This window comes from Bacillus salipaludis, from assembly GCF_030938565.1.
Classification (GTDB): Bacteria; Bacillota; Bacilli; order Bacillales; family Cytobacillaceae; genus Neobacillus; species Neobacillus salipaludis_A.
This window is the reverse complement of sequence record NZ_JAVGVR010000001.1, coordinates 25745-47950: the sequence shown is the minus strand read 5'-3', so window position 1 is coordinate 47950 and position 22206 is coordinate 25745. Positions and strand designations below refer to the sequence as shown.

Below are 22206 nucleotides of genomic sequence, written 5' to 3'. Positions count from 1 at the left end.
TAATGGTTAATGAAAAGAAAATCTCAAGTGGCTTCATTTATTTTTTTGGGGCTTTTGCCGGCATTCTTTTCGGTTATGATATCGGCGTTATGACGGGTGCTTTGCCTTTCCTGCAACATGATTGGAACCTTCAAAACGACGCTGGTGCTATTGGCTGGATTACCTCATCAGTGATGTTTGGAGCTATTTTTGGAGGTGCCTTGGCCGGACAACTTTCTGATCGTTTAGGACGGCGCAAAATGATTTTAATATCTGCTTTAATTTTTGTTGTTGGATCGATTTTGTCAGGAATCGCCCCTCATAATGGGATATTTTATTTGATTGTTGCTCGGATTTTATTAGGATTGGCTGTTGGTGCTGCTTCTGCGTTGGTCCCAGCCTATATGTCAGAAATGGCGCCTGCCCGTTTACGTGGACGTCTGTCCGGTATTAATCAAACCATGATTGTTTCCGGAATGTTGCTTTCGTACATTGTTGATTATTTATTGAAAGATTTACCAGAAACCATGGCATGGCGGTTGATGCTTGGTTTGGCTGCTGTACCTGCTTTGATCTTATTTTTTGGAATGTTAAAATTACCCGAATCACCACGTTTTTTGATCAAGAACCATAAATTTGATGAAGCTCGTAAGGTGTTGGGCTATATTCGCTCTAACAAACAAGAAATTGAATCTGAAATCACGCAAATTCAAGAAGCTGCCAGAGAGGAAAGAAAGGCAAAGCAAAAAGCATCATGGGGTACACTCTTTAGTAATAAATACCGTTATTTAGTCATTGCCGGTGTGGGTGTTGCTGCTTTTCAACAATTCCAAGGCGCAAACGCAATTTTTTATTACATTCCTTTGATTGTAGAAAAAGCAACAGGGCATGCGGCTAGTTCAGCGTTGATGTGGCCCATTATTCAAGGAGTTATTCTCGTACTAGGTTCATTCATATTCCTAATGATTGCTGATAAATTTAATCGCCGTACTTTATTAACCGTAGGCGGAACGATTATGGGGCTATCCTTTATTTTGCCGGCCATATTGAATTCATTAATTCCTAATGCAAGTCCGATGATGATGGTTGTTTTTTTAAGTATCTATGTAGCACTTTATTCCTTCACGTGGGCTCCTTTAACTTGGGTCATCGTTGGAGAAATTTTCCCGCTAGCCATTCGCGGGCGTGCGTCTGGATTCGCTTCATCTTTTAACTGGATTGGTTCTTTCTTGGTTGGATTGCTATTTCCAATCATGACCGCTTCCATGTCTCAAGAAGCTGTTTTTGCCATCTTCGGTGTTATTTGTATACTTGGAGTTTTCTTTATCCGGACACGCGTTCCTGAAACGCGCGGTCGTAGTTTAGAGGAAATTGAAAAAATTGGAGAAAATAGAAAAGTTAACGGAATAAGTGCGTAAAGAAAGGCCAGGGGACGGTTCTCCTGGCTTTTTGAATGGAAATCCGCAGGTCGGCACATATATTTGCTAGTTTGGTCCATATATCGGAAAAATGGCACATAAACTGAGTGAAATGGAACATAAAAAGAACGAGATACAATAATAAGCAGAATCTCCGATGAAAATGGTAATTAAGAAGGATGCTTACATGCTTGTAAGAATAGGGGGGGTGGCAACTAAACGGCCAGCCCCCCTATTAGGTATTATTTTAAAAAATTAAAGGAAACGTAAATGCAACGATAGCTGCCCAAAGTGCGTAGACCGGCAAATACTTCGTAACGGCATCTTGGATAGGTGAAGGCCCGGTTTTGTTTTGTAGAAATCGCATATAGGAGAGCATAATCCATATTAGGTTTGCCCAGATCAGTATGTTGACGCCTAAAACAGCAAGTCTATTGGGCGTAATCCCATAAGAAGAAAGTCTGAACACGATGGCTGACAAAGCCACACTGTCAATGATTAGTGCAAGAACAATTAAGGCAAAGTTGATATAATCTGAAATGGTCTTTTTCTCGTCTGTGTCGCTTTCAGTAATGGAAAATATGGTGACAGCCAATACACCAAGAAGGATTCCGTTGAAAGCAATTAGGAAATTGCGGTCCAAGAATGGATTTTTCCCGACCAAAATCACCGTTATCAGATAGACCAACAATGTGGCCAGGACAAGCGGGCTAAAAATTTTCGCTATATAGGGTGTAATATTTTTAGCAAATTTAAGATTCATGGAAACAAGGTATGCAGCCACAATCGCGAGAGCCGCAGCGCCAAATACAACGATATTTCTAAAATAGAAGTCTTCTATATTCAAGCCGACAAAGCTAAATAACCGCATGGTTAATCCTGCTAGCAGCATTCCGCAAACTGCCATGCTCGCGTAGAGAATACCAAATTCTAAATTACATTTAAGATAGGCTAATCTTGTGCTGCCTTCCCCATATTCATTTCCTGTAAATGCAAGCCCAACCAATCCCCATAAGAAAATGGGAAGGTGTATATAAGCTAAGATCATACTGTCTTTATAATTCAATGGCAGCATATTAAGATAAATCCCGGAGATGAGGAACAGCGCTGCAAGGGAAATCACAACCATTTTTTTGGGGGGATTCTTGTATACAAAATAGGCTGCAATAAAGGGAAGTATACCGAAAGCAAGATTAATGGGTGCAATGGTTTGCTGTTCGACATAATGGAAAATGATCCTGGTGCATATCCCGGCCAGAATCGCTAACAGACCCATGAATAAGAAACCTTTCTGAAGCAAGAAAGCTTTTTCTGTATTTGATGTCTCCTTGAAATGCAATCTTTCATACCAAACGGCAAGAACCTGCGAATCAGGGCTTTGCTCCCAGGCATGTGGGAAGGACTTTTTAAATGCTTTAGGGTCTTTTCTAAACAGTCTCTCCAGCTCATGGGGGTTTGCGATATTTTCATTAATCAAATTGTTCATGTCCATGGTTCAACCTCCCTCAATCATTGTTTATTTGATTTTAAAACATTATTTATTGTTTATCAATAAATTTTTATTAGTTTTCATAATATTTTTGTTGTAGATTAAGAAGGCTACTAGGACGGTTCTCGTGGCTTTTTTGGACCATGTGACTATGTGGTCAGACCCCCATTCCACTATTAAAAGATCGCAGCCTTTGCGGATAAAGCGAAAGATGGCCTCACCCCTCAAGAGAAATCAGAAATTACAAGCCAAGTATTAAAAAGACTAACACCTGAGGAATACAATGCGCTTAAAACCTTTGCGGTGATAGAAGTAAGTAAAAGCTAATTCGACAAAAATCGGGTGGTGCCAGGCACCACCCGATTTTTGTCGAAGAGATCAATATTTGGTTCATTCCCCATCACGATTTGATTAGGGACAATCCTGAAACAAGACGGATTCATTCTCAAAGATACGGTAATAAAGCCGGAACAGCTGAAAAGTACACGGCATAAAAGAAATCATGCGAACAATAGTGGAGTTTACCCGTGCTTTAAGCAGGTTTTTTAGGATATCGACACTTTTTCATCGAATATCAACACAAAATGGGATTATATCAACACTTTTTTGTAGGATATCAACACAAATTCCGATTATATTAACACTTTTTAAGGTTTTATCAATCTTCCCTTTGCACTGATCATGCTAGGGGATCGGTTTCAGGGGCAAGACCCCATTCATTATATTAGCTCCGGCAAATTTTTATGCAGTTTGCCATTCTGCTTTTAAGAGAGTATTCTCGCTAAACCAAACGCAACTGCTGCTGCAAGTCCTCCAGTAATCGTCGTTTGAACAGCACTCTTAATAGGGGAAGTACCCGTAAACCTTCCTTTTACGTAGCCAAAAATCATCAATGCGATCAGTGTAACGATTGCCGAAACCATTAATGCTGTTGCAGGATGTTTTAAGATAAAATAAGGGAACAGAGGGATTAACCCGCCGACAATATAAGAAACAGCAATGGTAATCGCACTGTTCCTTGCCCTTGTCGGCTCTGGTTTCTCCAACCCTAATTCGAATTTCATCATAAAATCCACCCATTTTTCAGGGTTCTTTTTCATGGTTTCTGTAATTGATTTGATTTGTTCTTCTTCCAGTCCATATTCCCTGAAAATTTCCGATACTTCCTCTTCTTCGCGTTCTGGAAGCTCTATTATTTCACGCTGTTCACGAGCAAGTTCTGATTCGTAATGTTCCATATCTGTTTTTCCTGCCAAGTATCCGCCGAGTCCCATTGCAATTGACCCTGCAGCAATTTCAGCACCTCCTGCTGTGAGAATCAATGTTGTTGTATCCACAGCACCCGACAAACCAGCAGCTAATGCAAACGGTACAGTTAATCCGTCTGACATACCAATTACAATATCCCGAATGAAATCAGACCCAGAAAAGTGTTCTTCCACGTGATGCAGGTGTTGATCCATCTTTTCACCGCCTATTAACTAATCTAACATCAATATGTGACTCTTTTTGTTGTGTTTAATGTTTTCCTAACTCCTCCTAAAAGGAAAAAGTTTTTTATAGTATTTACGATCGCTAGTAAAAAAATCTCCGAATAAAATTGGAAACAGTTTATTCGCAAAGATACAAAAACGTTAATTTGGTATTCAATGTTAAAAAAAAGCATTTTTTTAACATTAAGAATTCATTCATTTAAAAAATGTTTCATTTTTCGTGCTAGATTGTATTTAAATAAAATTGAAGGCTATTTTAACTTTAAGGGGTTTTTTTTCGAAAAGGCGGGATTCGGTGACAATGCCCAAGTTATTTATAGGAGGACATACCAATGAGTACACGGGAAATCAAGGTCCAAAAACAAGGATGGATTCCTAAAAAGGAACGTATATGGGTAATTGTGGCGATTATGGTCGCTGCTTTAATCATGCTTTGGGAGCTTAAAGGACTATTACAACTTTCATTCACCACCCTGCATAGCAGGCAGTTTGAACATACATTTAAAGGTTTTGGCTCCAATGCAAGAATTGCCGTATTTTTTGTACTTGCTTATTATGTGCTCCTTCGGGTTATGAAGCTTCGTCATTTAAAAGGTCAAGTTAAGGTGAAAAAATGGTTGTCCACTTTACTACGTTTTGCCCGAAAATGGCATACTCCAGCAGCGATTATCGCCATCGCTTTTATTGTCTTGCATACGGTAGCTGTCTTTATGCACGGTTTCAAATTTGATTTTAATAATATAAGTGGATTGATTTCCTTGGTAGTCCTGCTTCCAGTTCCTATATCGGGACTATTTCGATATAAGAAGATGGACCGGAAATGGCATTTGCGGTCTGGTATTGCTTTTGCAGTTCTATTTTTAATTCATTCTTTTTTATAAACCACGGGGACGAGAACCAGCCCCGTGGTTCTATCTTTTTTTACCACATCGAACACAAACGCTGGTGTAGTAATCATACTTATGATATTTGCGAAAAAAACAAAAGATCCTTTTTATCTTCATTTGTGTTTTCTCCTCTTTAGGTTATTTAGCTATTTGGAAACCTATTGTGATTCGTTATGAATAAAAAAAGGCCATTAATTTTCTTAATAGTTTGAAATTGATATTTTTATCATACTACAAAATCACCCAATTGTTGGTAAGGAAGTTCGGGGATTTTCGACAGGTTTTTTGTGGGACCGGAAAATTGAGGCTATAGATCTCTTAATCTTCATTTTTTTATGTGAAACATTAGAAGAAGGGAAAATAGTAGATATAGGAAATGTGTGCATAATGAGAACATTTTATTGATTTTTCACCAGTTAATTATATAATAGCTAATGTAAATACGCGTTGTGCGGAAATATATGGAAATAAAGTGTAAATTCCAGATTGTGAATTTGGCTTAAAATTCACTCTCAAGAGAAATGAAGGATCGTCTTGCCCGTTTGCATACGATGAAACATCTACAATGATAGAATCATTAAAGTTTTAAAATAGACGTTGTATTTTAGAAGAATTGCAATGAATTAAAAATGGAGTTGGTATTGTCATGAAGGTTTTACAAAAAACACAAACCATTGTTCGATATGAAAATCATAATGGTGAAGTATATTACGGAATGGTTGAGGACAATGATATTTTACAATTGTCCAGTACTTTTGCTGAAATTGCGAACAATGAACTGAAATATGATGGTGTAAGAGTTCAATTTAGTGATGTGAAAATTTTAGAGCCTGTAGCCCCATCAAAAGTGATTAATTTTGGCTGGACCTATGCTGGACACGCTAAAGAGACTGGCGGGGAGGCCAATCTCAAAGAACCCTTTTTGTTCTTAAAACCGGCCTCTTCCTTGATTCCAAATGAAGGGGATATCATTCTTCCGTCAAGTGATTTAACCCAGCAGGTGGAATTAGAGGGGGAAGTTGCCCTTGTCATTGGGAAACGCGGCAAAAATATAAAAGTAGAAGAGGCAATGGATTATGTTTTTGGCTGTACGATCTTTAATGATGTAACGGCAAGAGATCTTACCAAAAAGGATCCCCAGTTTACACGCGCAAAAGGTTTTGACACGTTTGGTCCATTGGGTCCGTGGATTGTGACAGGTATTGATCCATCGAATTTACGGATCGTTACCACTTTAAACGGGAAAGTTGTACAAGACGGGAATACGAATCAGATGTCACTTTCCATTCCATTCCTAATCAGTTGGATTTCACAGGTTATGACACTGGAGCCAGGGGATATTTTGGCTACTGGTTCACCTTCCGGCAGTTGTCCAATGAAGTCGGGCGATGTCGTAACGGTGGAAGTAGAGAATATTGGTAAACTACGTAATTATGTAATCTAGCAACCATTAGGCTGAAGGTAGAGAAGTGCTAACTGCACTTCTCTTTTTTTAAGTCGGTTTCATTGCCCGATAGAGGTGGAAGGACAAAATCATGCGTAATACCAATAAAAGTGTCCTTCCAAAGTAGGTGGAAGGACAAAATCATGCGTGAAACCAATAAAAGTGTCCATCCGAAGCAGCTGGAAGGACAAAAATCGAAGCAAGACCAGTAAAAGTGTCCTTCCAAAACAGGTGGAAGGACAACATCATGCGTGAAACCAATAAAAGTGTCCATCCAAAGCAGCTGGAAGGACAAAAATCATGCGTAAAACCAATAAAAGTGTCCATCAAAAGTAGCTGGAAGGACAAAATCATGCGTAAAACCAATAAAAGTGTCCATCAAAAGTAGCTGGAAGGACAAAATCATGCGTAAAACCAATAAAAGTGTCCATCTAAAGTAGCTGGAAGGACAAAATTATGCGTGAAACCAATAAAAGTGTCCATCCAAAGCAGCTGGAAGGATAAAAATCGAAGCAAGACCAGTAAAAGTGTCCTTCCAAAACAGGTGGAAGGACAAAATCATGTGTGAACCAATAAAAGTGTCCATCCAAAGCAGCTGGAGGGACAAACGTTTGTGTAGAAGCCCAGCTTGTAGAAACGCGTATCATTGTGCGATATGAGGTCATTTTTTGATAGTTTAGGAGATCAATCGGGAGAATGGGACAGAATTTATCGACAAATAATTTCCTCGGAAACTGTACAATGCTCGTTTTCCAAAGCGCTTTGGAACGGTTTTAATTAAACGTTTAATTGAAAAAGAAAGCGTCGGATGCTGTCGTTTAGGAGATAGAAATCTAGATCCGCTAAGGCTAGAAACAAAAGATTTAACATTATGGAAGATCGAGCCGAATGATTCAGCCTCCAGTTAGATAAAAATATTAAAGAAGACCTTTTTAAGCAGCTGCAATTTGATAAGGTAGATGATGGTTATATCACTGGGGACCCGACACACCCTCGCCTAGCTGAATGAGGCTGGTATTTGGACATGAATCGTAGAAAATTAAGAAGTCTTGTCTGAATAAAAAACATGGTTTTGAAATACAATTTCAAAAGGTTAAACTGTTTATGAGGAAGGAAAGTTCGTTTAACGAAAGAGGGATATGATGAAATTATCAGGAAATACAGTACTTATTACGGGTGGGGCGGCAGGAATCGGGTTTGCTTTTGCCCAGAGATTCATTAAAGCAGACAATAAAGTTATTGTCTGTGGCCGACGCGAAGCAAGTCTTCAGGAAGAAGGAAAAATATCCTGAACTCATCACACGTGTTTGTGATGTCACCAAAGAATCGGACCGGATTGCTTTGTTCGACTGGATCACGAGCGAGCACCCCGATGTGAACGTACTTGTAAATAACGCCGGCATTCAGCAGCGCTTCCATGTTCTTAAAACGAACGCGAAGGATGATTGGAGCTATTACAGCCAAGAAATCGCCTCCAATGTAGAGGCTCCCTTTCATTTTGCCATGCTCTTTGCGCCGTACTTTGCCAACAAGGACTATGCGGCGATCCTTAATGTATCATCCGGTTTAGCCTTTACTCCAATGGCGATTGCGCCGATTTATTCCGCAACGAAAGCGGCGGTTCATTCTTTTACGATGAGCTTAAGAAGTCAGCTTGAAGATACGGCCATTGAAGTGATCGAAGTTGCGCCGCCGGCCGTGAATACCGATCTAGGCGGAGTAGGCCTTCACACCTTTGGCACACCTGTAGATGAATTTGCTGATGCGATCTTTAAAGGCCTTGAAGCAGGAAAAAACGAAATCGGTTATGCCCGTTCTGAAAATGCGCTGAGGATGTCCCGAGATGAAATTGATGAGACCGTAAAGGCGATGTACGCCAATATGAAAAACACCATTCTATAATGAATAAAGAGCTTCCCTTGTGGGGAGCTCTTTATTATTGAATTCTCGGGGTGTGGGAGCAAGGAGAATAGCCAGCTGGTTTAGGATATCGACACTTTTTGGAAGGATATCAACACAAAATGGGATTATATCGACACTTTTTGGAAGGATATCAACACAAAATGGGATTATATCGACACTTTTTGGAAGGATATCAACACAAAATGGGATTATATCAACACTTTTTGGCAGGATATCAACAAAAATTGGATTATATCAACAATTTTTTAGATCTACTGCAACAAGATACAAGTGGGGCCCCCCTTTTTTGGACCAAAAAATAAAATAGAATAAGAGAATGGTCCCTTTTATGAAAAAAGAGAATTTCTTTGCAGCGAATAATATTTTGAATATTTAGTCTAAAAGTCACTTAAGGAAATATATCATTAAAGAACAAATAAAGGGGGGAAACGGATTGAAGAAATTTTTAAGCGCAATACCGTTATCGTTACAACATTTGTTTGCGATGTTTGGTGCAACCGTTTTGGTGCCAGCCCTCACCGGTCTTGATCCAGGAAGTGCTCTTATTGCTAGTGGTGTCGGAACTTTGATTTTCCACCTTATTACAGGCGGAAAGGTTCCAACGTATCTAGGTTCATCCTTTGCCTTTATTGCTCCGCTTGCGTTGTATGTCGGGAAGCTGCATTCACCGGGTGAAGCCGTTGCAGGTCTGATTAGCGTTTCGATTGTTTATGCCATTGTATCATTGATTATTTCAATTGTCGGTTTTGAAAAAGTCCGGAAGGTAATTCCTGCAGTTGTCGTCGGACCGGTTGTCAGTATTATCGGTCTTTCGCTGGCAACCACGGCGGTGACTAACATGGCTTCGACCCATTGGGATGTCGCAATCGTCAGCCTTCTTGCAGCAGTCATCGCAACGCTCGCAGGCACAAAGATAATCCGACTCTTGCCGCTTATCATCGGTCTTGCTGTTGGGTATGTTTATGCCGCCATACGTGGGTTTGTTGATTTTCAAACCATCGCCGCTGCACCGGCTTTTGAACTTCCGCATTTCGTCGCGCCGGAATTTACCTGGGTTGTCATTCTTGGAATGGCGCCGATAGCCCTGGTTACCATCATCGAAGACCTTGGACATATGTTTGTACTAAATGAGATTATCGGAAAAGATGTAACAAAGAATCCTGGATTTTCAAGGATCTTATGGGGGAATGGCATTGCAACCTTAATCTCCGGTTTCATCGGCGGACCCGCGCAAACCACCTACGCCGAAAATCTTGGGGTTCTCGCCATCACTCGCCAGTTTTCCAGCAGGATCATTCAGGGGGCTGCTGTTCTTGCGATTCTTCTTGGCTTGTTCGGTAAAGTGGGAGCTGTGATTCAATCCATTCCCGTTGCGGTGATGGGTGGTATCTGTATTTTGTTATTTGGTATGATCGCAGCAATGGGAATCCGTCACCTCCTTGAGGAGAAAGTGAGTCTGGCTAATATGAAAAATTTGGTCATTGTCGCGATTATTTTCATCATCGGGGTTGGATATGCGCATAATGGGATCGCCTATGCTACTATTGCCGGATTGCTCATTTATTGGATCGTACCTGATTTTACGACAAAGAGAGAAAATCAAAATGAAAAGGCTATTTCGAACAATTGAGGCGGTAGGAGAATCTTTTGCGGTCAGACTTTGGCTCAATTAAAGAAAAAGGGTCTCAATGCCTGGTAATGGGAAGGTTTTATCTAAAAGATATAGAGAATGTGAGTGGATTTTAGGTGAAAGGTAGTCGATGTTTTAGGATATCAACATATTTTTACGTGATATCAACACCAATTGGGATTATATCAACACATTTTAGGAGGATATCGACACTTTTTGGGTGTATATCAACACTTTTTACTCTTTTATCTACAATTCTATTGAACACTGAAACCATGAAAACAGTCCCCCATGGCCCTATTTAAAAGCCGTAACCTGTAAATAGGCTACGGCTTTTTTATGAAAGATGATTGCAAGTATTTCCTACTTTGGACGGGTGGGTTAACCCCCTTATTTCATTTGCTCCCTCATTCGGTCCGGCAGGCTCTGTATGGACTGGACCACCATATCAAGCTTCGCTTCAATCCGATAAAGCAAATAGAGTGTCACTACGATCGGAAAACCTACTTCACTAATGATTGGAATAATCTGCTCCATTTTCTGCCACCTCCTTCCATTCTAGTAAAGGAGACCGGTTTCACGAAGAACCCGGCCTCTCTCTTTATCCCGCATTAACGGACAGTAAGACCCCAACTTAAGAATTTGATGGACCATTCAGATAAGCGGGGGTCAACTGTCCGTAAAAGCCCGATTGGTTCAACTAACAATCAGTGGGAAAAAGACCCCACTGATTGAAGATTCACCTTATACAAGCTCATAATCTGTTACATTACGTTCCACGATTCTTGCTCCTTTTGCCGAAACAAGATCGCCGCTTCCTGTATAGAAAGCACCGGAACTCACGATCTGATCCATTGATTGTTTCACAACCGCCTCATCAATGGGTTCCTTTGGATTATCAACGGTAATGCGAGCAATTTTACCGGTAGCTGTCTCGAATTGTAATTCCAATGTTTTAGCCAATTTCCTCACCCCCTATCCTCAAAAATGAATTGCTCACTAGACTAATAGATCGGAACTGTCATTTTTCTCGATGCGGTAAAGCGTGTCATTACACAATACAAAGATGGCTTGTGCTGCTTGGTAGAGTTGATCCGCTGTTGCCTCTTTTTTTACATTGCTGAAGGTCTTGGATCGTAAAATTGGATTTCCTTCTCCGTCCACACCTGTTTCAAATACGATGCGAAGCTTCGTCGTAGTCAATCGTGCCTGTGCCATTGTTTATCACCTCCTCACACCTTCTATATAAAGAAAAATGGAGGGAAAGGACATGGTGTTGGAAAATAAATTTTCTGCTTAGGGGAAGAAAGCTCCATCTTCTTAGATACGCAGATAAGATGCTTTCGAACGCAGTTAATAGTCCCATTTACGCAGATAAATACATCAGAATGGCAGATAAAATCTAATTTTAACGCAGATAAAACATGGGAGTACAAACAGGGAAGTACATGGAGAGATTTTATCTTTCTTTTTAAAGTGGAAGAAGGATCGATTGGCGTAAAGGCAGACATTGGTATTATGTAGTAAGTGACAATTATCTCATATGGTGATAATATTTTAAGTTGTTACAGTATTAAATTAATAGAAATGACGCAATTTATAGCGGAGGAATTTATGAATAGAAGCAGTAAGAAAAAACGAAGTAAATGGAAGGTTTTTGGTTATTCTCTTCTAGGGATTATCGTGGTAGCCATTGCAGCGGTTGGCTTTGCCTACTATCAGCTTCAACCAAAGAATCACTTTAAAAATATTCCCGTAGTGAACGCGAACGCGGGGACAACCGAACAAAAAACACAACCAAGCAATTCTACTGGAACGAATTTTAACCTATTAATCATGGGTTCCGATGCGAGACCAGGTCAAAAAATTGGTCATACGGACAGCATGCTCCTTGCGCATGTTGATTTGGATAAAAATCAAATTAATGCAGTAAGTATTCCACGTGATACACGTGTTCATCTAGATGGTTATGGTTATACGAAACTCACAAGTGTCCAGTATATTTTGCAGGCCAATAAAGGTCCTAAGCAAGGGATGGAAGGGGCCGTAAAAGCAATCAGTGATTTTACTGGGGTGCCGATTAATTACTATGTGGAAACCAATTTTGACGGTCTTCAATCGATGATTGATACATTGGGTGGTATTAACATGTACGTGCCAACAGATGTGAAGATTGGTAATAAAGTGGTCACTGCCGGGTCTCATTTCTTAGACGGAAAAACTGTATTATCTCTTTCCCGTGAGCGCCATTCGCTTGCAAATGGAGATTATGGACGTCAGCAGCTTCAATTGGAGGCTCTAAAAGGAATTGCCAAACAAGCTTTAAACCCTAGCAATGTTGCAAAAATGCCTTCACTCGTTAATTCGGTTTCCAAATATATGGTTGGTACGAATATGTCAACATCGGATATGGTTAGCTTAGGCCTTGCCATGAAAGATTTTGATCCTAATAAGCAATTAAAATACAAACAACTAACAGGGGTTGGCCGAACGATGTATGATGACATCCTAAAGGCCAACAATTCCGAAATCATTATTGATCCAGAACAATTAAAAAGCACAATTGCTAAATATTTTAATAGTTAAAAAGAAGCCGTAACCTGTAGATAGGTTACGGCTTTTTTAAAATTAATACTAGGTCCATGATTATAAAAAGGCAGATTAATAGAGCAATCCGAAATAGTGCTACATTAGTGGGCTGGATATCTATAAAACGGTTGCCAAAAGCCTGAAAGGATCATCTTGATTTTAGAGCCTACCTATAGGGTTAATAATAGTTTGATCCAGCCGAGAATAGCAATCCATAACGGAATACTTAAAGAGGCACCCCAAATCAAACCGCAAAAAAAGTTCTCTTGTCGATCCAAAAAATCAACCCCTATTTTATGTGGTAAACCATTCCCGTCTATCAAATGACCATTCTGGTATATAGAACAATAGGTTCATTATATATATAAAGATAGCAAACAGTGGATGTGAAAAAGCGGGAAGTATGTCGTAGTTAACAAAATGTTTTCGACATGGGCCCAGGTATTAAAACTTTCAGATATCAGTGCTGCGGATTTTGTCAAAGAATGATAGGTTATTGTATTTATAGATATCCTATTCGTGAGTAAGCGAAGGGCCTCTATTATGATATCAACACTTTTTCACCGGATATCAACACAAAATGGAGTGATATCAACACTTTTTCATCGGATATCAATACAAAATGGAGTTATATCAACACTTTTTAGTGGAATATCAACAAAAATAGGATTTTATCGACAATTTAATAAATCCCCTTGGAATGCGGACAACTTCGACCAAATCCGGCGTAGAACCGCCCCTATCTGAACTCCAGAGCACTTGCTATCATCCGCAGTTTTCCCTATGATTATATTATTATTCTGAATTTTGAATCCTTATGCAAAGGAGGCCGTGTTATCCGAGAACTGGCAAGAAGGCTTTTTATCATCATAAGTCTCCTATTATTTATATCCTTACTACAACCTATCGTATTTGCTGAAGGGAAAACCTATAAAATCGCCGGAGAATGGGACCTTCCTCCTTTTTCTTATAAAGATCAGCAAGGGTCACTGACAGGCATAAGTATTGAATTAATGGAAAAAATTGCAGATGCAAATGGGCTTAAATTTGAATACATACCAATGGAGATGCATGAAGCGGAGCAGGCCTTACGAGATGGTAAAATAGATGCAATCGCGGGGGTAACCTATACCACCGAAAAGGATAAAGTATTCGATTTTTCTCAATCCTACTTTACGATGTCCGATTCGTTAATTATCCCAAAAGCAAGTAAGGACAGAATTAAAAGTATCGAAGACCTAAGGAACAGGCATATTGTCCTGCAAGATCATACTCCTGTACTAGGCACGCTACTAAATTTAAGGAATACGAATCTTACCTTGGTGTCCAATCAATACTCTGGTCTGTTGACGCTTCTAAATGGCCGGGCGGACGTTTTTATTGGGAATGAATTTACCGCTTCCTATTTTCTAAAAGAGTTTGATCAACAAGACAACTACCTCATTCTGGATGAAGTCATGAATCCGGCCGATTATGCGATTGCCGTAAAGGAAGGGAATGAGGACCTTCTTTCGATGATTAATCAAACGCTTACAAAATTAAAGGCTAAGGGAGAAGTCAGTAAATTAATTGATCAATGGGTTCGTCCCGAAACCGAAGCGAAAATTGCCCGTTTGGAACATTTTATCTTCTATTTATCTCTCTTTCTTTTGATTGGTGCCCTGATCCTCATTGCAATCTATATTTGGAATCAACGGTTAAAAGCAGCTGTGAATCTTCAAACAAAAGACCTCCAACTATTAAATGAAGATTTACACATGCAACGGCAGCGAACGGCTGATAGCAATGCATTTAAAGATCAAATTTTAAATAATATCGACACTGGCATTGTCACGTTCGATATCGATTTTAAGATCACAAGCTGTAATCAGCGGGCATTGGAAATTCTCGAACTTCCTGCCCATACGAAGTTCAACCTTCAGGATTCGCCCATCTTTTTAAAGCTTTTTGAGCATGATCGTTCTGGACAAGCTTTGCAACAAGAGGGTGCTGATTATTATCGCTTTTTAGAAATAAATGAGAATGGTGAACGGAAGGTCATCTATTATTCTCTCAATAAGATGTTTAACTCACTTGAAAACCAGGCAGGCTATTTGCTCTCCATGAACGACGAAACAGAAAAAAAGAAACTCGAACAAAAGCTGATTACACAAGAAAAGCTCCATGCGCTCGGCCAGTTAGTAGCGGGTGTAGCTCATGAAATTCGGAACCCGTTAACATCGATTAAAACGTTCATCGACCTGATTCCAAAGAAATACGATCAACCGAAATTTCAAAAGGTTCTAATGGAGCATTTACCAGAAGAGGTGAACAGACTCAATCGGATTGTAACCGACTTAATTGATTATGCTCGTCCCAGCTTACCGAATATTCAACCCTGCACGGCTCAACAGCTGACGTCCTTACTCGCTATTCTAAAAGTAACGATGGATAAAAATAGGATTGAATTTGAACAATGCATCGAACCTGATCTTGTTTTTCACATTGATCCGCAGCAAATTCGTCAGGTCCTCCTTAATCTATTATTAAATGCCGTTCATGCAGTGGAAGAGACAGAAGAGAAGAAAATTACAATCTGCATGGCGAAAGAGGATCTCGAGAAGGGGAGGATTTTGATTATAGATACGGGTAAAGGGATGGAGCAAGGGGTGCTCAACCATATCTTTGAACCATTTTTTACGACCAAGGGAAAAGGTGTCGGGCTGGGGTTGACCTTATCTTACAATTTAATCAAAGAGAACCATGGAGATATTCAAGTAAATAGTATTCCTGATCAAGGAACGACATTCACGATTTTATTGCCTTTATACACAAAGGAGGAGATTCGGATTGAAGCCAAGGGTACTGGTTATTGACGATGAACAAGCCATTTGTGCTTCACTTAGCTTTGCTCTTGAGGATGATTATTTTATGATGACGACAACGGATCCGGAGGAAGGCATTGGCATCGTGGAAAAAGAACGGGTCGATATTATTCTGCTGGATCTTCGGATTGGACGTTATAATGGGCTGGATGTTTTGCAAAGAATTAAACAAAAAGATCCATCTGTGACGGTCATCATGATGACTGCTTATGCTTCGATTGAAACCTCCATCGAAGCGATCAAAATGGGTGCCTTTTATTATATTGAAAAGCCGATTAATATCGAAAACCTATCCTTGCTTTTATTAAGAGCCGCTGAGTTTAAGCAAATCTCGAATATGCTTGAAACCCTCCATGAAGAGCTGGAGGAAAGGAAGGGCTTTAAAGACTTCTTAGGAAATAGTAAAGCGATGAAAAATGTCTTTTCAATGATCGATCGCATTAAAGATATCGACTCTTGCGTCTTGATTTCCGGAGAAAGTGGAACGGGGAAAGAACTGGTTGCGAAAAGGATTCATTTTTCAGGGAAGCGTAAGGATGGACCATTAGAAATTTTGAATTGTGCAGCCATCCCTGAAACCTTACTTGAATCGGAATTATTCGGGTATGAAAAGGGAGCGTTTACAGGGGCAACACAGTCAAAGGAAGGAAAGTGGGTCGCCGCCAATGGAGGAACTTTATTTCTTGATGAAATTAGTGAGATGCCTCTGCCCCTTCAGGCTAAATTATTGAGGGTCATTCAAGAACGTGAAGTGACACCTCTCGGATCGAATAAGAAAATCTCATTAGATGTTCGGATTCTATGTGCGGCGAATAAAGATATTGCCCAAATGGTCCAGGAAGGGAAGTTCCGGGAGGATTTGTATTTCAGGCTGAACGTGATTCCGATTAAAACACCGCCATTACGAGAGCGAAAAGAGGATCTGCCGCTGTTGATTGATTATTTTTTGCAAAAGTATTGTAAAGAAATGAGCAGAGAAAAGAGATCCCTTTCTGCAGCTGCCCGCAGACTTTTACTTGACTATCACTATCCGGGTAATGTTCGGGAGCTGGGAAATATCATTGAATACGCAGTAGCGCTTTCCATTGATACCGTCATTGATGAGGGGGATTTGCCTTATTACATGCTAGAGCAAAAGAAAGAGGCTGGCGGTATTTTAAATGATTCTGAGAATAGTATCGTTATTCCGGTCGGTCTATCGATGAAGGAAATTGAGAAAAAGGTCATTTCTGGGACTTTAAAACATTGTGGAAAACACCGTCAAAGGACTGCCGAGACGTTACAAATTTCTGAAAGAAGTCTCCGGGAGAAAATAAAACTATATGAAATCGGAATTGAATAAATTCCGGTATACGGCAAATTTTGCCGAAAATAGCGGCAGAATTTGCCGCTTTTCTTTTTAAAAAAGGGACAACTATTTATGAAAACGCTTTTAAATTCAATAATCTGAAAATTGGCACGGTAATTGCATATTATCTGTGTGAAAGGAGGACAGTCATTGAAAACAGGGACACTTATAAAAATTTTAGTCCTTTTACTCTTTCTTTTGATTGGGTGTATAACGGTTAGTCGGGAATTATTTCCAAGTGGGGTTCAAACCGTTCCTCCACCTGCAGAGGAACTTACAGAAAGTCAAACTCCATTAGTGATTGCGACGGGGGATATGTCAGGTGTCTATTTTCCTTTGGGAGAGGCGATGGCAGATTTATTTCGAAAGTACAATGGAAAAGCAGCTGGAACACAAGTGACGCACGCTTCGATTCAGAATACAAAGCTAGTGAGTCAGAAACAAGCGGAATTAGGATTTAGTACGGTGGATGTCCTGTCATTGCCAGAAACGAAAAAAAAGAAAATTCTCGCCCTTACTGGACTTTACTCGAATTATATCCAAATTGTCACAACCAAAAGTGATATTCATACTTTAGAAGATTTACGTGGGAAAAGGGTCAGTATTGGAACCGTCGAAAGCGGAACCAAACTGATGGCTGAAAGGGTCCTGAAGGCTGCCAATCTAGCAAGCAATGAAATGGATGTATCTACTCTTTCCTTCACACAATCGGCAGATGCCTTAAGAAATGGAACGATTGATGTTGCGTTCTTTTCTTCCGGGTTACCGAATCCAGTGATTTCGGAACTTGCGTCAGAGATGAAAATTTCTCTTATTCCGATTCCAAAACAAATGGCAAAAAGCCTTCATGAGAAGTTTGAATTTTACACACTGGATGAAATAAGCAGTCAAACTTACGCTGGCATCAAGCGTACACCAACATTAATCGTAAAAAATGTCCTTTTTACATACCCGGATTTGCCTAAACAAGAAGCTTACAAAATAGTAAAAACGTTATATGACCATTTACCAGAATCCAAAAACGCTCACCTAGAAGCAATGGAACTCCATTTATCTAATGCAACTGCAGGGATTCCAATCAAGCTCCATCCTGGAGCAAAACAATTTTTCAAAGAAATCATCCATTAAAATACTACTACAAAAAAATAGGGGGCAAGTGAAAATGAAAAAGATCCTTTCATTAATTTCAATCGCTTTACTAATTATTTTATCAGCCTGTGGAGCTCCTAATCCACAAAAGGCCGGAGGGACTGCGAAAGCGGGAAAAGATGGGGAAAAATCTATTACCATTGCAGGAAATGGCGGGGTTATTGAAAAAACCATCCGGGACGTCATTGCTCCGAAATTCAAAAAGGAAACCGGCATCACGGTTAACTTTGTTCCAGGACTTTCTGGAGAAATTTTATCGAAGGTAGAATTACAAAAAAATGCTCCACAAATTGACATTGCCATCTTTGTACCAACCGATGTACAGCGTGCAAATGATAAAGGGCTTATCGATAAAATCGATGAATCGAATGCTCCGAATATGAGTCATGTCGATCCGAAGTTTGTAGCCGTTAAGGATGCAGGTGCTCCAATATTTGGATTGGCCATTGCCCCTGCCTATAATACAAAAACGTTTAAAGAGAAGGGCTTGAAACCGATTGAATCCTGGAACGACTTAGCATCTGGCCAATATGAAGGAAAAACAGCGTTTGTAGATATTACAAATGACTGGGGCTTTAACACCTTAAACGCACTTGCGATGGCAAACGGTGGCGGTACAGATAATGTGGAGCCAGGGATCCAAAAAGCAAAAGAGCTTGCCGGTTACTCCACAACTTTTTATAAAAATTCAACGCAAGTGATGCCAGCGCTTCAGCAAGGTGCTGCTGATGTAACCGTTATGGGAAGCTATGCGATTGGTGATTTAGCGGTTCAAGGTGTTCCACTTAAAATGGTGGTACCAAAAGAAGGGGTACCGATTCAAGCCTTTAGTGGAACTCTTGTGAAAAATACTCCTCACCAGAAGGAAGCACTCGAATTCCTCAACTATGTAGTAAGTGCTGATTCACAAGCTTTAATTGCAGAACAGGGATTTTATCCAGTTGTTGAAGGCGTGAAGTTTCCAGAGAAGTTCCAAGAATCGATTGGGCTAAAGGATACAGACAAAACCTATAAACCTGATTTTGCTGCATACGCGAAAGTACGGGCTGAATGGTCTGATCGTTGGACGAAAGAAGTCGTTCCACAAATCGGTAAAAAATTAAAATAAGAATGGAGGGACAGACCATGAACGCAATTCCTTGCGATGTAGAGATCAGGGGTGCAAGAAAACAATTTGGATCCAATGTCGTACTGAATGATATTGACTTGGAAGTAAAACAGGGTGAATTGTTAACATTGCTCGGACCTTCAGGCTGCGGGAAGTCGACTACATTGAATTTAATTGCAGGCTTTCTGGAAGCCGATCAGGGGGATGTGTACATTAAAGGGAAAAAGGTAACGAAAGTCCCCCCTTATAAGCGCGATTTAGGAATGGTCTTTCAAACGTATTCCTTGTTTCCACATATGACGGTGCAAGAAAACCTAAGCTTTGGTTTGAACCTAAGAAAAGTGGCTAAATCGGAGCAAAAAAAGAAAATGGATCGAGTTCTGGAACTGGTGAAGATGTCCGGGCTTGAACATCGTTACCCAAGGGAATTATCGGGAGGGCAAAGGCAGCGTGTCGCGATTGCTAGAGCACTCGTCGTTGAGCCGGAATTATTGCTGCTCGATGAACCACTATCCAATCTGGATGCAAAATTACGACATGAACTGCGCGCGGAAATTAAGCGTTTACAAAAGGAAATAGGGGTCACCACGATTTTTGTTACCCATGATCAAGAGGAAGCTTTATCGATGTCGGACAGGGTCGTTGTGATGAATGCAGGAAAAATTGAACAAATCAGCACACCGACCGCGATCTACAATCATCCGAACACGGAATTTGTCTTTCAATTCATCGGAAAATCGAATTCGTTTGAAGGAGTGGTTGTGGTAGCCGAAGGAAGGAAAATTTCGGTGATAGTCGGTGAGGAAATCATTCATGTCGATTCGGCCAATATGATTGGCGAGAATCGTTCATTGAGAGCAGGGGATGAGGTGAGACTTTATATTCGCCCTGAGAATGTTCACATTTCCTCAACGAGGGAAACCTCCTCACCAAACTTGGAACTTCAGCCGGCTAAAATCATTCAGCTGAATTACCTTGGTACTTCATGGGAAGTAGATGTTTCCCTGCAAGGGAAAACGCTACAATTATTAACCAGTTCCTATGACTCAACCTGGCAAAATGGAAGTGAGGTGTATGTTGGATGGAACCCGTCAGAAATTATGCTGATCAAGAAGTAAGTGAACAAAAAACGGTAAAGGCGGAACCACAAAAGAGGACGAAAGTGAAAAAAAGAAGAACTTGGATTGCCGGGCTTCTTCTTTTAGTCCCAATCCTGTTATTCATCTTTGGATTCTTTGTGGTCCCGATGCTGTATATTTTGTATTTAAGTTTTATTTCTACTGATAGTTTGAATGGTACCGATGCCGCTTTTAGTTTACAAAACTATATCACGTTATTTACCGACCACTATTACTTATCTTCGATGTGGTTGACGGTAAAAATCAGTTTATATTCTGTACTTGTTTCCCTTATTCTGGGATACCCCATCGCGTTAACGATGGCGAAAAGCTCACCGAAAGTTCGGGGATATATTACTTTATTAATTGCTTCCCCTCTTTTGGTCAGCATTGTTGTACGTAATTTTGGATGGTACTTATTATTATTACCGAACGGTACGATCAATTCACTTTTAATGAATCTGGGCATTATTCATAAGCCGCTCAATCTATTATTCTCTGAAATTGGTGTGGTCATCGGTCTTTCAAATGCCTATTTGCCTTTCATGGTGTTAGCGATTGTGACGAGCTTGTATAATATTGACCCATCATTAGAGAAAGCGGGAGCGATTCTTGGTGCCAGTCCACTGCGGAGCTTTTTTTCGATTACTCTTCCGCTTAGTTTGCCAGGGATTGTATCGGGCTGTGTGCTGGTCTTTAGTTTATCGATGAGTGCCTATGTCACTCCTTCTTTAATGGGAGGCGCAAATGTTCCGATGATGCCAGTGGTTGTATATGATCAAATTAACAACCTTCTGAAATGGACATTTGGTTCAGCATTGTCGTACGTACTCCTTTTGATTACGCTTCTTTCCGTTTTCATCTTTACACGTGCATTTGAAAAAAGTAAGTTTCGGGAGGTGTTCCGATGATGAAAGTACTTGGAAAGTTCCGTGTGGTCCTTGCTGTGATCGGGATCATCTATATCTTACTTCCATTAATGGTGGTCATCCCTGCATCGTTTACAAGTGCAGCTTATCCAAGCTTTCCACCAAAAGGTTTTTCGCTGCAATGGTATACAAAGATTTTAGAACGCACTGAATTCGTCGAAGCCTTTTATAATAGTTTGCTCTTTGCTTCCTTAGCTGCCTTTTTTGCTGTTTTATTCGGGACGCTGGGGGCCCTTGCGATTGCGAAGTATGATATTCCCGGAAAGCACTATATTACATCCATCTTGACCGCGCCGTTAAGTGTACCTCAACTTGTACTAGGGATTGCCCTGCTGATCTATTTCACACCGATGATGCTTGCAGGTACTTCAACAGGCTTTTTAATTGCACATACGATCATTTGTATCCCGTATGTGATTCGCTTGGTCCTAACAGGGTTAAGCGGATTTGATTACAATTTGGAAAAAGCAGCCGCGATTCTAGGGGCAAATCCATTGATTGTCTTTTGGAAGGTGACCCTGCCGCTCATCCGGCCGGCCATGATCTCTGGAGGATTATTTGCATTCTTGACATCTTTTGATAATGTTACCGTCTCATTGTTTATGATATCTCCGGATATGCGAACCCTTCCAATCGAGATTTTCTCAACGATGCAGGATGCGTATAATCCAATCGTCGCTTCTGTGTCGAGTGTGGTTATTTTCATTTCTGTCATTTTAATCGTGGTACTTGAAAAGATTCATGGGGTTGGAAAGTTATTCGGTGGCACCCAGCATTAGGAATTAAGAGGAAAAAGAAAAGCCGGCATTTTGCTAGTAAAAGCAAAACAGCCGGCTGT

Annotated in this window: 18 protein-coding genes and 1 pseudogene; 14 read left to right on the top strand and 5 right to left on the bottom strand. The window is 40.3% G+C overall.

Annotated elements, in window-relative coordinates:
• The first annotated feature begins 2 nt into the window (after positions 1 to 2).
• Complete coding sequence (locus RCG21_RS00230) at positions 3 to 1397, top strand: sugar porter family MFS transporter (RefSeq protein WP_308912649.1); 1395 nt, start codon at positions 3 to 5, stop codon at positions 1395 to 1397.
• A 247-nt stretch (positions 1398 to 1644) separates the two neighbouring features.
• Here the strand turns inward: RCG21_RS00230 and RCG21_RS00225 are convergent, their stop codons facing one another.
• A complete protein-coding gene (locus RCG21_RS00225) occupies positions 1645 to 2889 on the bottom strand; it encodes a DUF4153 domain-containing protein (protein ID WP_308912648.1) in 1245 nt (414 codons plus the stop codon).
• Positions 2890 to 3650: 761 nt separating this feature from the next.
• Positions 3651 to 4349: a VIT1/CCC1 transporter family protein gene (locus tag RCG21_RS00220; RefSeq protein ID WP_308912647.1), complete on the bottom strand. Its 699-nt coding sequence runs from the start codon at positions 4347 to 4349 to the stop codon at positions 3651 to 3653.
• 362 nt (positions 4350 to 4711) lie between these two features.
• On the opposite strand from RCG21_RS00220, the gene RCG21_RS00215 reads away from it, so the two are divergent.
• From RCG21_RS00215 to RCG21_RS00195, 5 genes and pseudogenes are all read left to right on the top strand, one after another.
• Positions 4712 to 5260 (top strand): hypothetical protein, encoded by a 549-nt coding sequence (locus RCG21_RS00215; RefSeq protein ID WP_308912646.1) that lies wholly within the window; start codon positions 4712 to 4714, stop codon positions 5258 to 5260.
• Positions 5261 to 5912: 652 nt separating this feature from the next.
• Positions 5913 to 6710, top strand: coding sequence for a fumarylacetoacetate hydrolase family protein (locus tag RCG21_RS00210; RefSeq protein ID WP_133333167.1), 798 nt, complete (start codon positions 5913 to 5915; stop codon positions 6708 to 6710).
• Between the two features lie 247 nt (positions 6711 to 6957).
• The gene (locus RCG21_RS00205) at positions 6958 to 7098 is read left to right on the top strand and encodes a hypothetical protein (RefSeq protein WP_308912645.1); all 141 of its coding nucleotides are present in this window, start codon (positions 6958 to 6960) and stop codon (positions 7096 to 7098) included.
• Positions 7099 to 7852: 754 nt separating this feature from the next.
• Positions 7853 to 8612: pseudogene (locus tag RCG21_RS00200) on the top strand (SDR family oxidoreductase).
• 454 nt (positions 8613 to 9066) lie between these two features.
• Entirely contained in the window at positions 9067 to 10263 is a 1197-nt protein-coding gene (locus tag RCG21_RS00195) for a uracil-xanthine permease family protein (RefSeq protein WP_308912644.1), read from the top strand.
• A gap of 390 nt (positions 10264 to 10653) precedes the next feature.
• Here RCG21_RS00195 and RCG21_RS00190 read toward each other — a convergent pair whose 3' ends face one another.
• From RCG21_RS00190 to RCG21_RS00180, 3 genes are all read right to left on the bottom strand, one after another.
• Positions 10654 to 10800, bottom strand: a complete 147-nt coding sequence (locus RCG21_RS00190; RefSeq protein ID WP_026574333.1) for a YvrJ family protein — start codon at positions 10798 to 10800, stop codon at positions 10654 to 10656.
• A 207-nt stretch (positions 10801 to 11007) separates the two neighbouring features.
• Positions 11008 to 11226, bottom strand: coding sequence for a DUF2922 domain-containing protein (locus tag RCG21_RS00185; protein ID WP_026574131.1), 219 nt, complete (start codon positions 11224 to 11226; stop codon positions 11008 to 11010).
• Positions 11227 to 11262: 36 nt separating this feature from the next.
• Complete coding sequence (locus RCG21_RS00180) at positions 11263 to 11481, bottom strand: DUF1659 domain-containing protein (protein WP_026574130.1); 219 nt, start codon at positions 11479 to 11481, stop codon at positions 11263 to 11265.
• A 396-nt stretch (positions 11482 to 11877) separates the two neighbouring features.
• On the opposite strand from RCG21_RS00180, the gene RCG21_RS00175 reads away from it, so the two are divergent.
• The 8 genes from RCG21_RS00175 (at position 11878) to RCG21_RS00140 (ending at position 22147) form a co-directional block, all read left to right on the top strand.
• Positions 11878 to 12849, top strand: coding sequence for an LCP family protein (locus RCG21_RS00175; RefSeq protein ID WP_208025317.1), 972 nt, complete (start codon positions 11878 to 11880; stop codon positions 12847 to 12849).
• A gap of 746 nt (positions 12850 to 13595) precedes the next feature.
• Positions 13596 to 15707, top strand: a complete 2112-nt coding sequence (locus tag RCG21_RS00170; RefSeq protein ID WP_308914226.1) for a transporter substrate-binding domain-containing protein — start codon at positions 13596 to 13598, stop codon at positions 15705 to 15707.
• Positions 15682 to 17058, top strand: a complete 1377-nt coding sequence (locus RCG21_RS00165; protein ID WP_133333172.1) for a sigma-54-dependent transcriptional regulator — start codon at positions 15682 to 15684, stop codon at positions 17056 to 17058. Before RCG21_RS00170 ends, RCG21_RS00165 begins: the two co-directional genes overlap by 26 nt.
• A gap of 156 nt (positions 17059 to 17214) precedes the next feature.
• A complete protein-coding gene (locus tag RCG21_RS00160; RefSeq protein WP_308912643.1) occupies positions 17215 to 18192 on the top strand; it encodes a TAXI family TRAP transporter solute-binding subunit in 978 nt (325 codons plus the stop codon).
• A 34-nt stretch (positions 18193 to 18226) separates the two neighbouring features.
• The gene (locus RCG21_RS00155) at positions 18227 to 19321 is read left to right on the top strand and encodes an ABC transporter substrate-binding protein (RefSeq protein WP_133333174.1); all 1095 of its coding nucleotides are present in this window, start codon (positions 18227 to 18229) and stop codon (positions 19319 to 19321) included.
• Positions 19322 to 19338: 17 nt separating this feature from the next.
• Entirely contained in the window at positions 19339 to 20439 is a 1101-nt protein-coding gene (locus RCG21_RS00150) for an ABC transporter ATP-binding protein (RefSeq protein WP_308912642.1), read from the top strand.
• Positions 20403 to 21350 carry an ABC transporter permease gene (locus RCG21_RS00145; protein WP_133333176.1) on the top strand — a complete coding sequence of 316 codons (948 nt, stop codon included), beginning with the start codon at positions 20403 to 20405 and terminating at the stop codon, positions 21348 to 21350. The genes RCG21_RS00150 and RCG21_RS00145 overlap by 37 nt, the downstream gene beginning before the upstream one ends.
• Positions 21350 to 22147, top strand: a complete 798-nt coding sequence (locus tag RCG21_RS00140) for an ABC transporter permease (RefSeq protein ID WP_133333241.1) — start codon at positions 21350 to 21352, stop codon at positions 22145 to 22147. Before RCG21_RS00145 ends, RCG21_RS00140 begins: the two co-directional genes overlap by 1 nt.
• The last annotated feature ends 59 nt before the right edge of the window (positions 22148 to 22206 follow it).

Bases quoted from the DNA above. Each gene is read 5' to 3' on its own strand.
- RCG21_RS00220 (WP_308912647.1), bottom strand. From the start codon at position 4,349: ATGGATCAACACCTGCATCACGTGGAAGAACACTTTTCTGGGTCTGAT.
- RCG21_RS00175 (WP_208025317.1), top strand. From the start codon at position 11,878: ATGAATAGAAGCAGTAAGAAAAAACGAAGTAAATGGAAGGTTTTTGGT.
- RCG21_RS00145 (WP_133333176.1), top strand. From the start codon at position 20,403: ATGGAACCCGTCAGAAATTATGCTGATCAAGAAGTAAGTGAACAAAAA.
- RCG21_RS00155 (WP_133333174.1), top strand. From the start codon at position 18,227: ATGAAAAAGATCCTTTCATTAATTTCAATCGCTTTACTAATTATTTTA.
- RCG21_RS00215 (WP_308912646.1), top strand. From the start codon at position 4,712: ATGAGTACACGGGAAATCAAGGTCCAAAAACAAGGATGGATTCCTAAA.
- RCG21_RS00150 (WP_308912642.1), top strand. From the start codon at position 19,339: ATGAACGCAATTCCTTGCGATGTAGAGATCAGGGGTGCAAGAAAACAA.
- RCG21_RS00180 (WP_026574130.1), bottom strand. From the start codon at position 11,481: ATGGCACAGGCACGATTGACTACGACGAAGCTTCGCATCGTATTTGAA.
- RCG21_RS00230 (WP_308912649.1), top strand. From the start codon at position 3: ATGGTTAATGAAAAGAAAATCTCAAGTGGCTTCATTTATTTTTTTGGG.
- RCG21_RS00140 (WP_133333241.1), top strand. From the start codon at position 21,350: ATGAAAGTACTTGGAAAGTTCCGTGTGGTCCTTGCTGTGATCGGGATC.
- RCG21_RS00225 (WP_308912648.1), bottom strand. From the start codon at position 2,889: ATGGACATGAACAATTTGATTAATGAAAATATCGCAAACCCCCATGAG.
- RCG21_RS00190 (WP_026574333.1), bottom strand. From the start codon at position 10,800: ATGGAGCAGATTATTCCAATCATTAGTGAAGTAGGTTTTCCGATCGTA.
- RCG21_RS00205 (WP_308912645.1), top strand. From the start codon at position 6,958: ATGCGTGAAACCAATAAAAGTGTCCATCCAAAGCAGCTGGAAGGACAA.
- RCG21_RS00210 (WP_133333167.1), top strand. From the start codon at position 5,913: ATGAAGGTTTTACAAAAAACACAAACCATTGTTCGATATGAAAATCAT.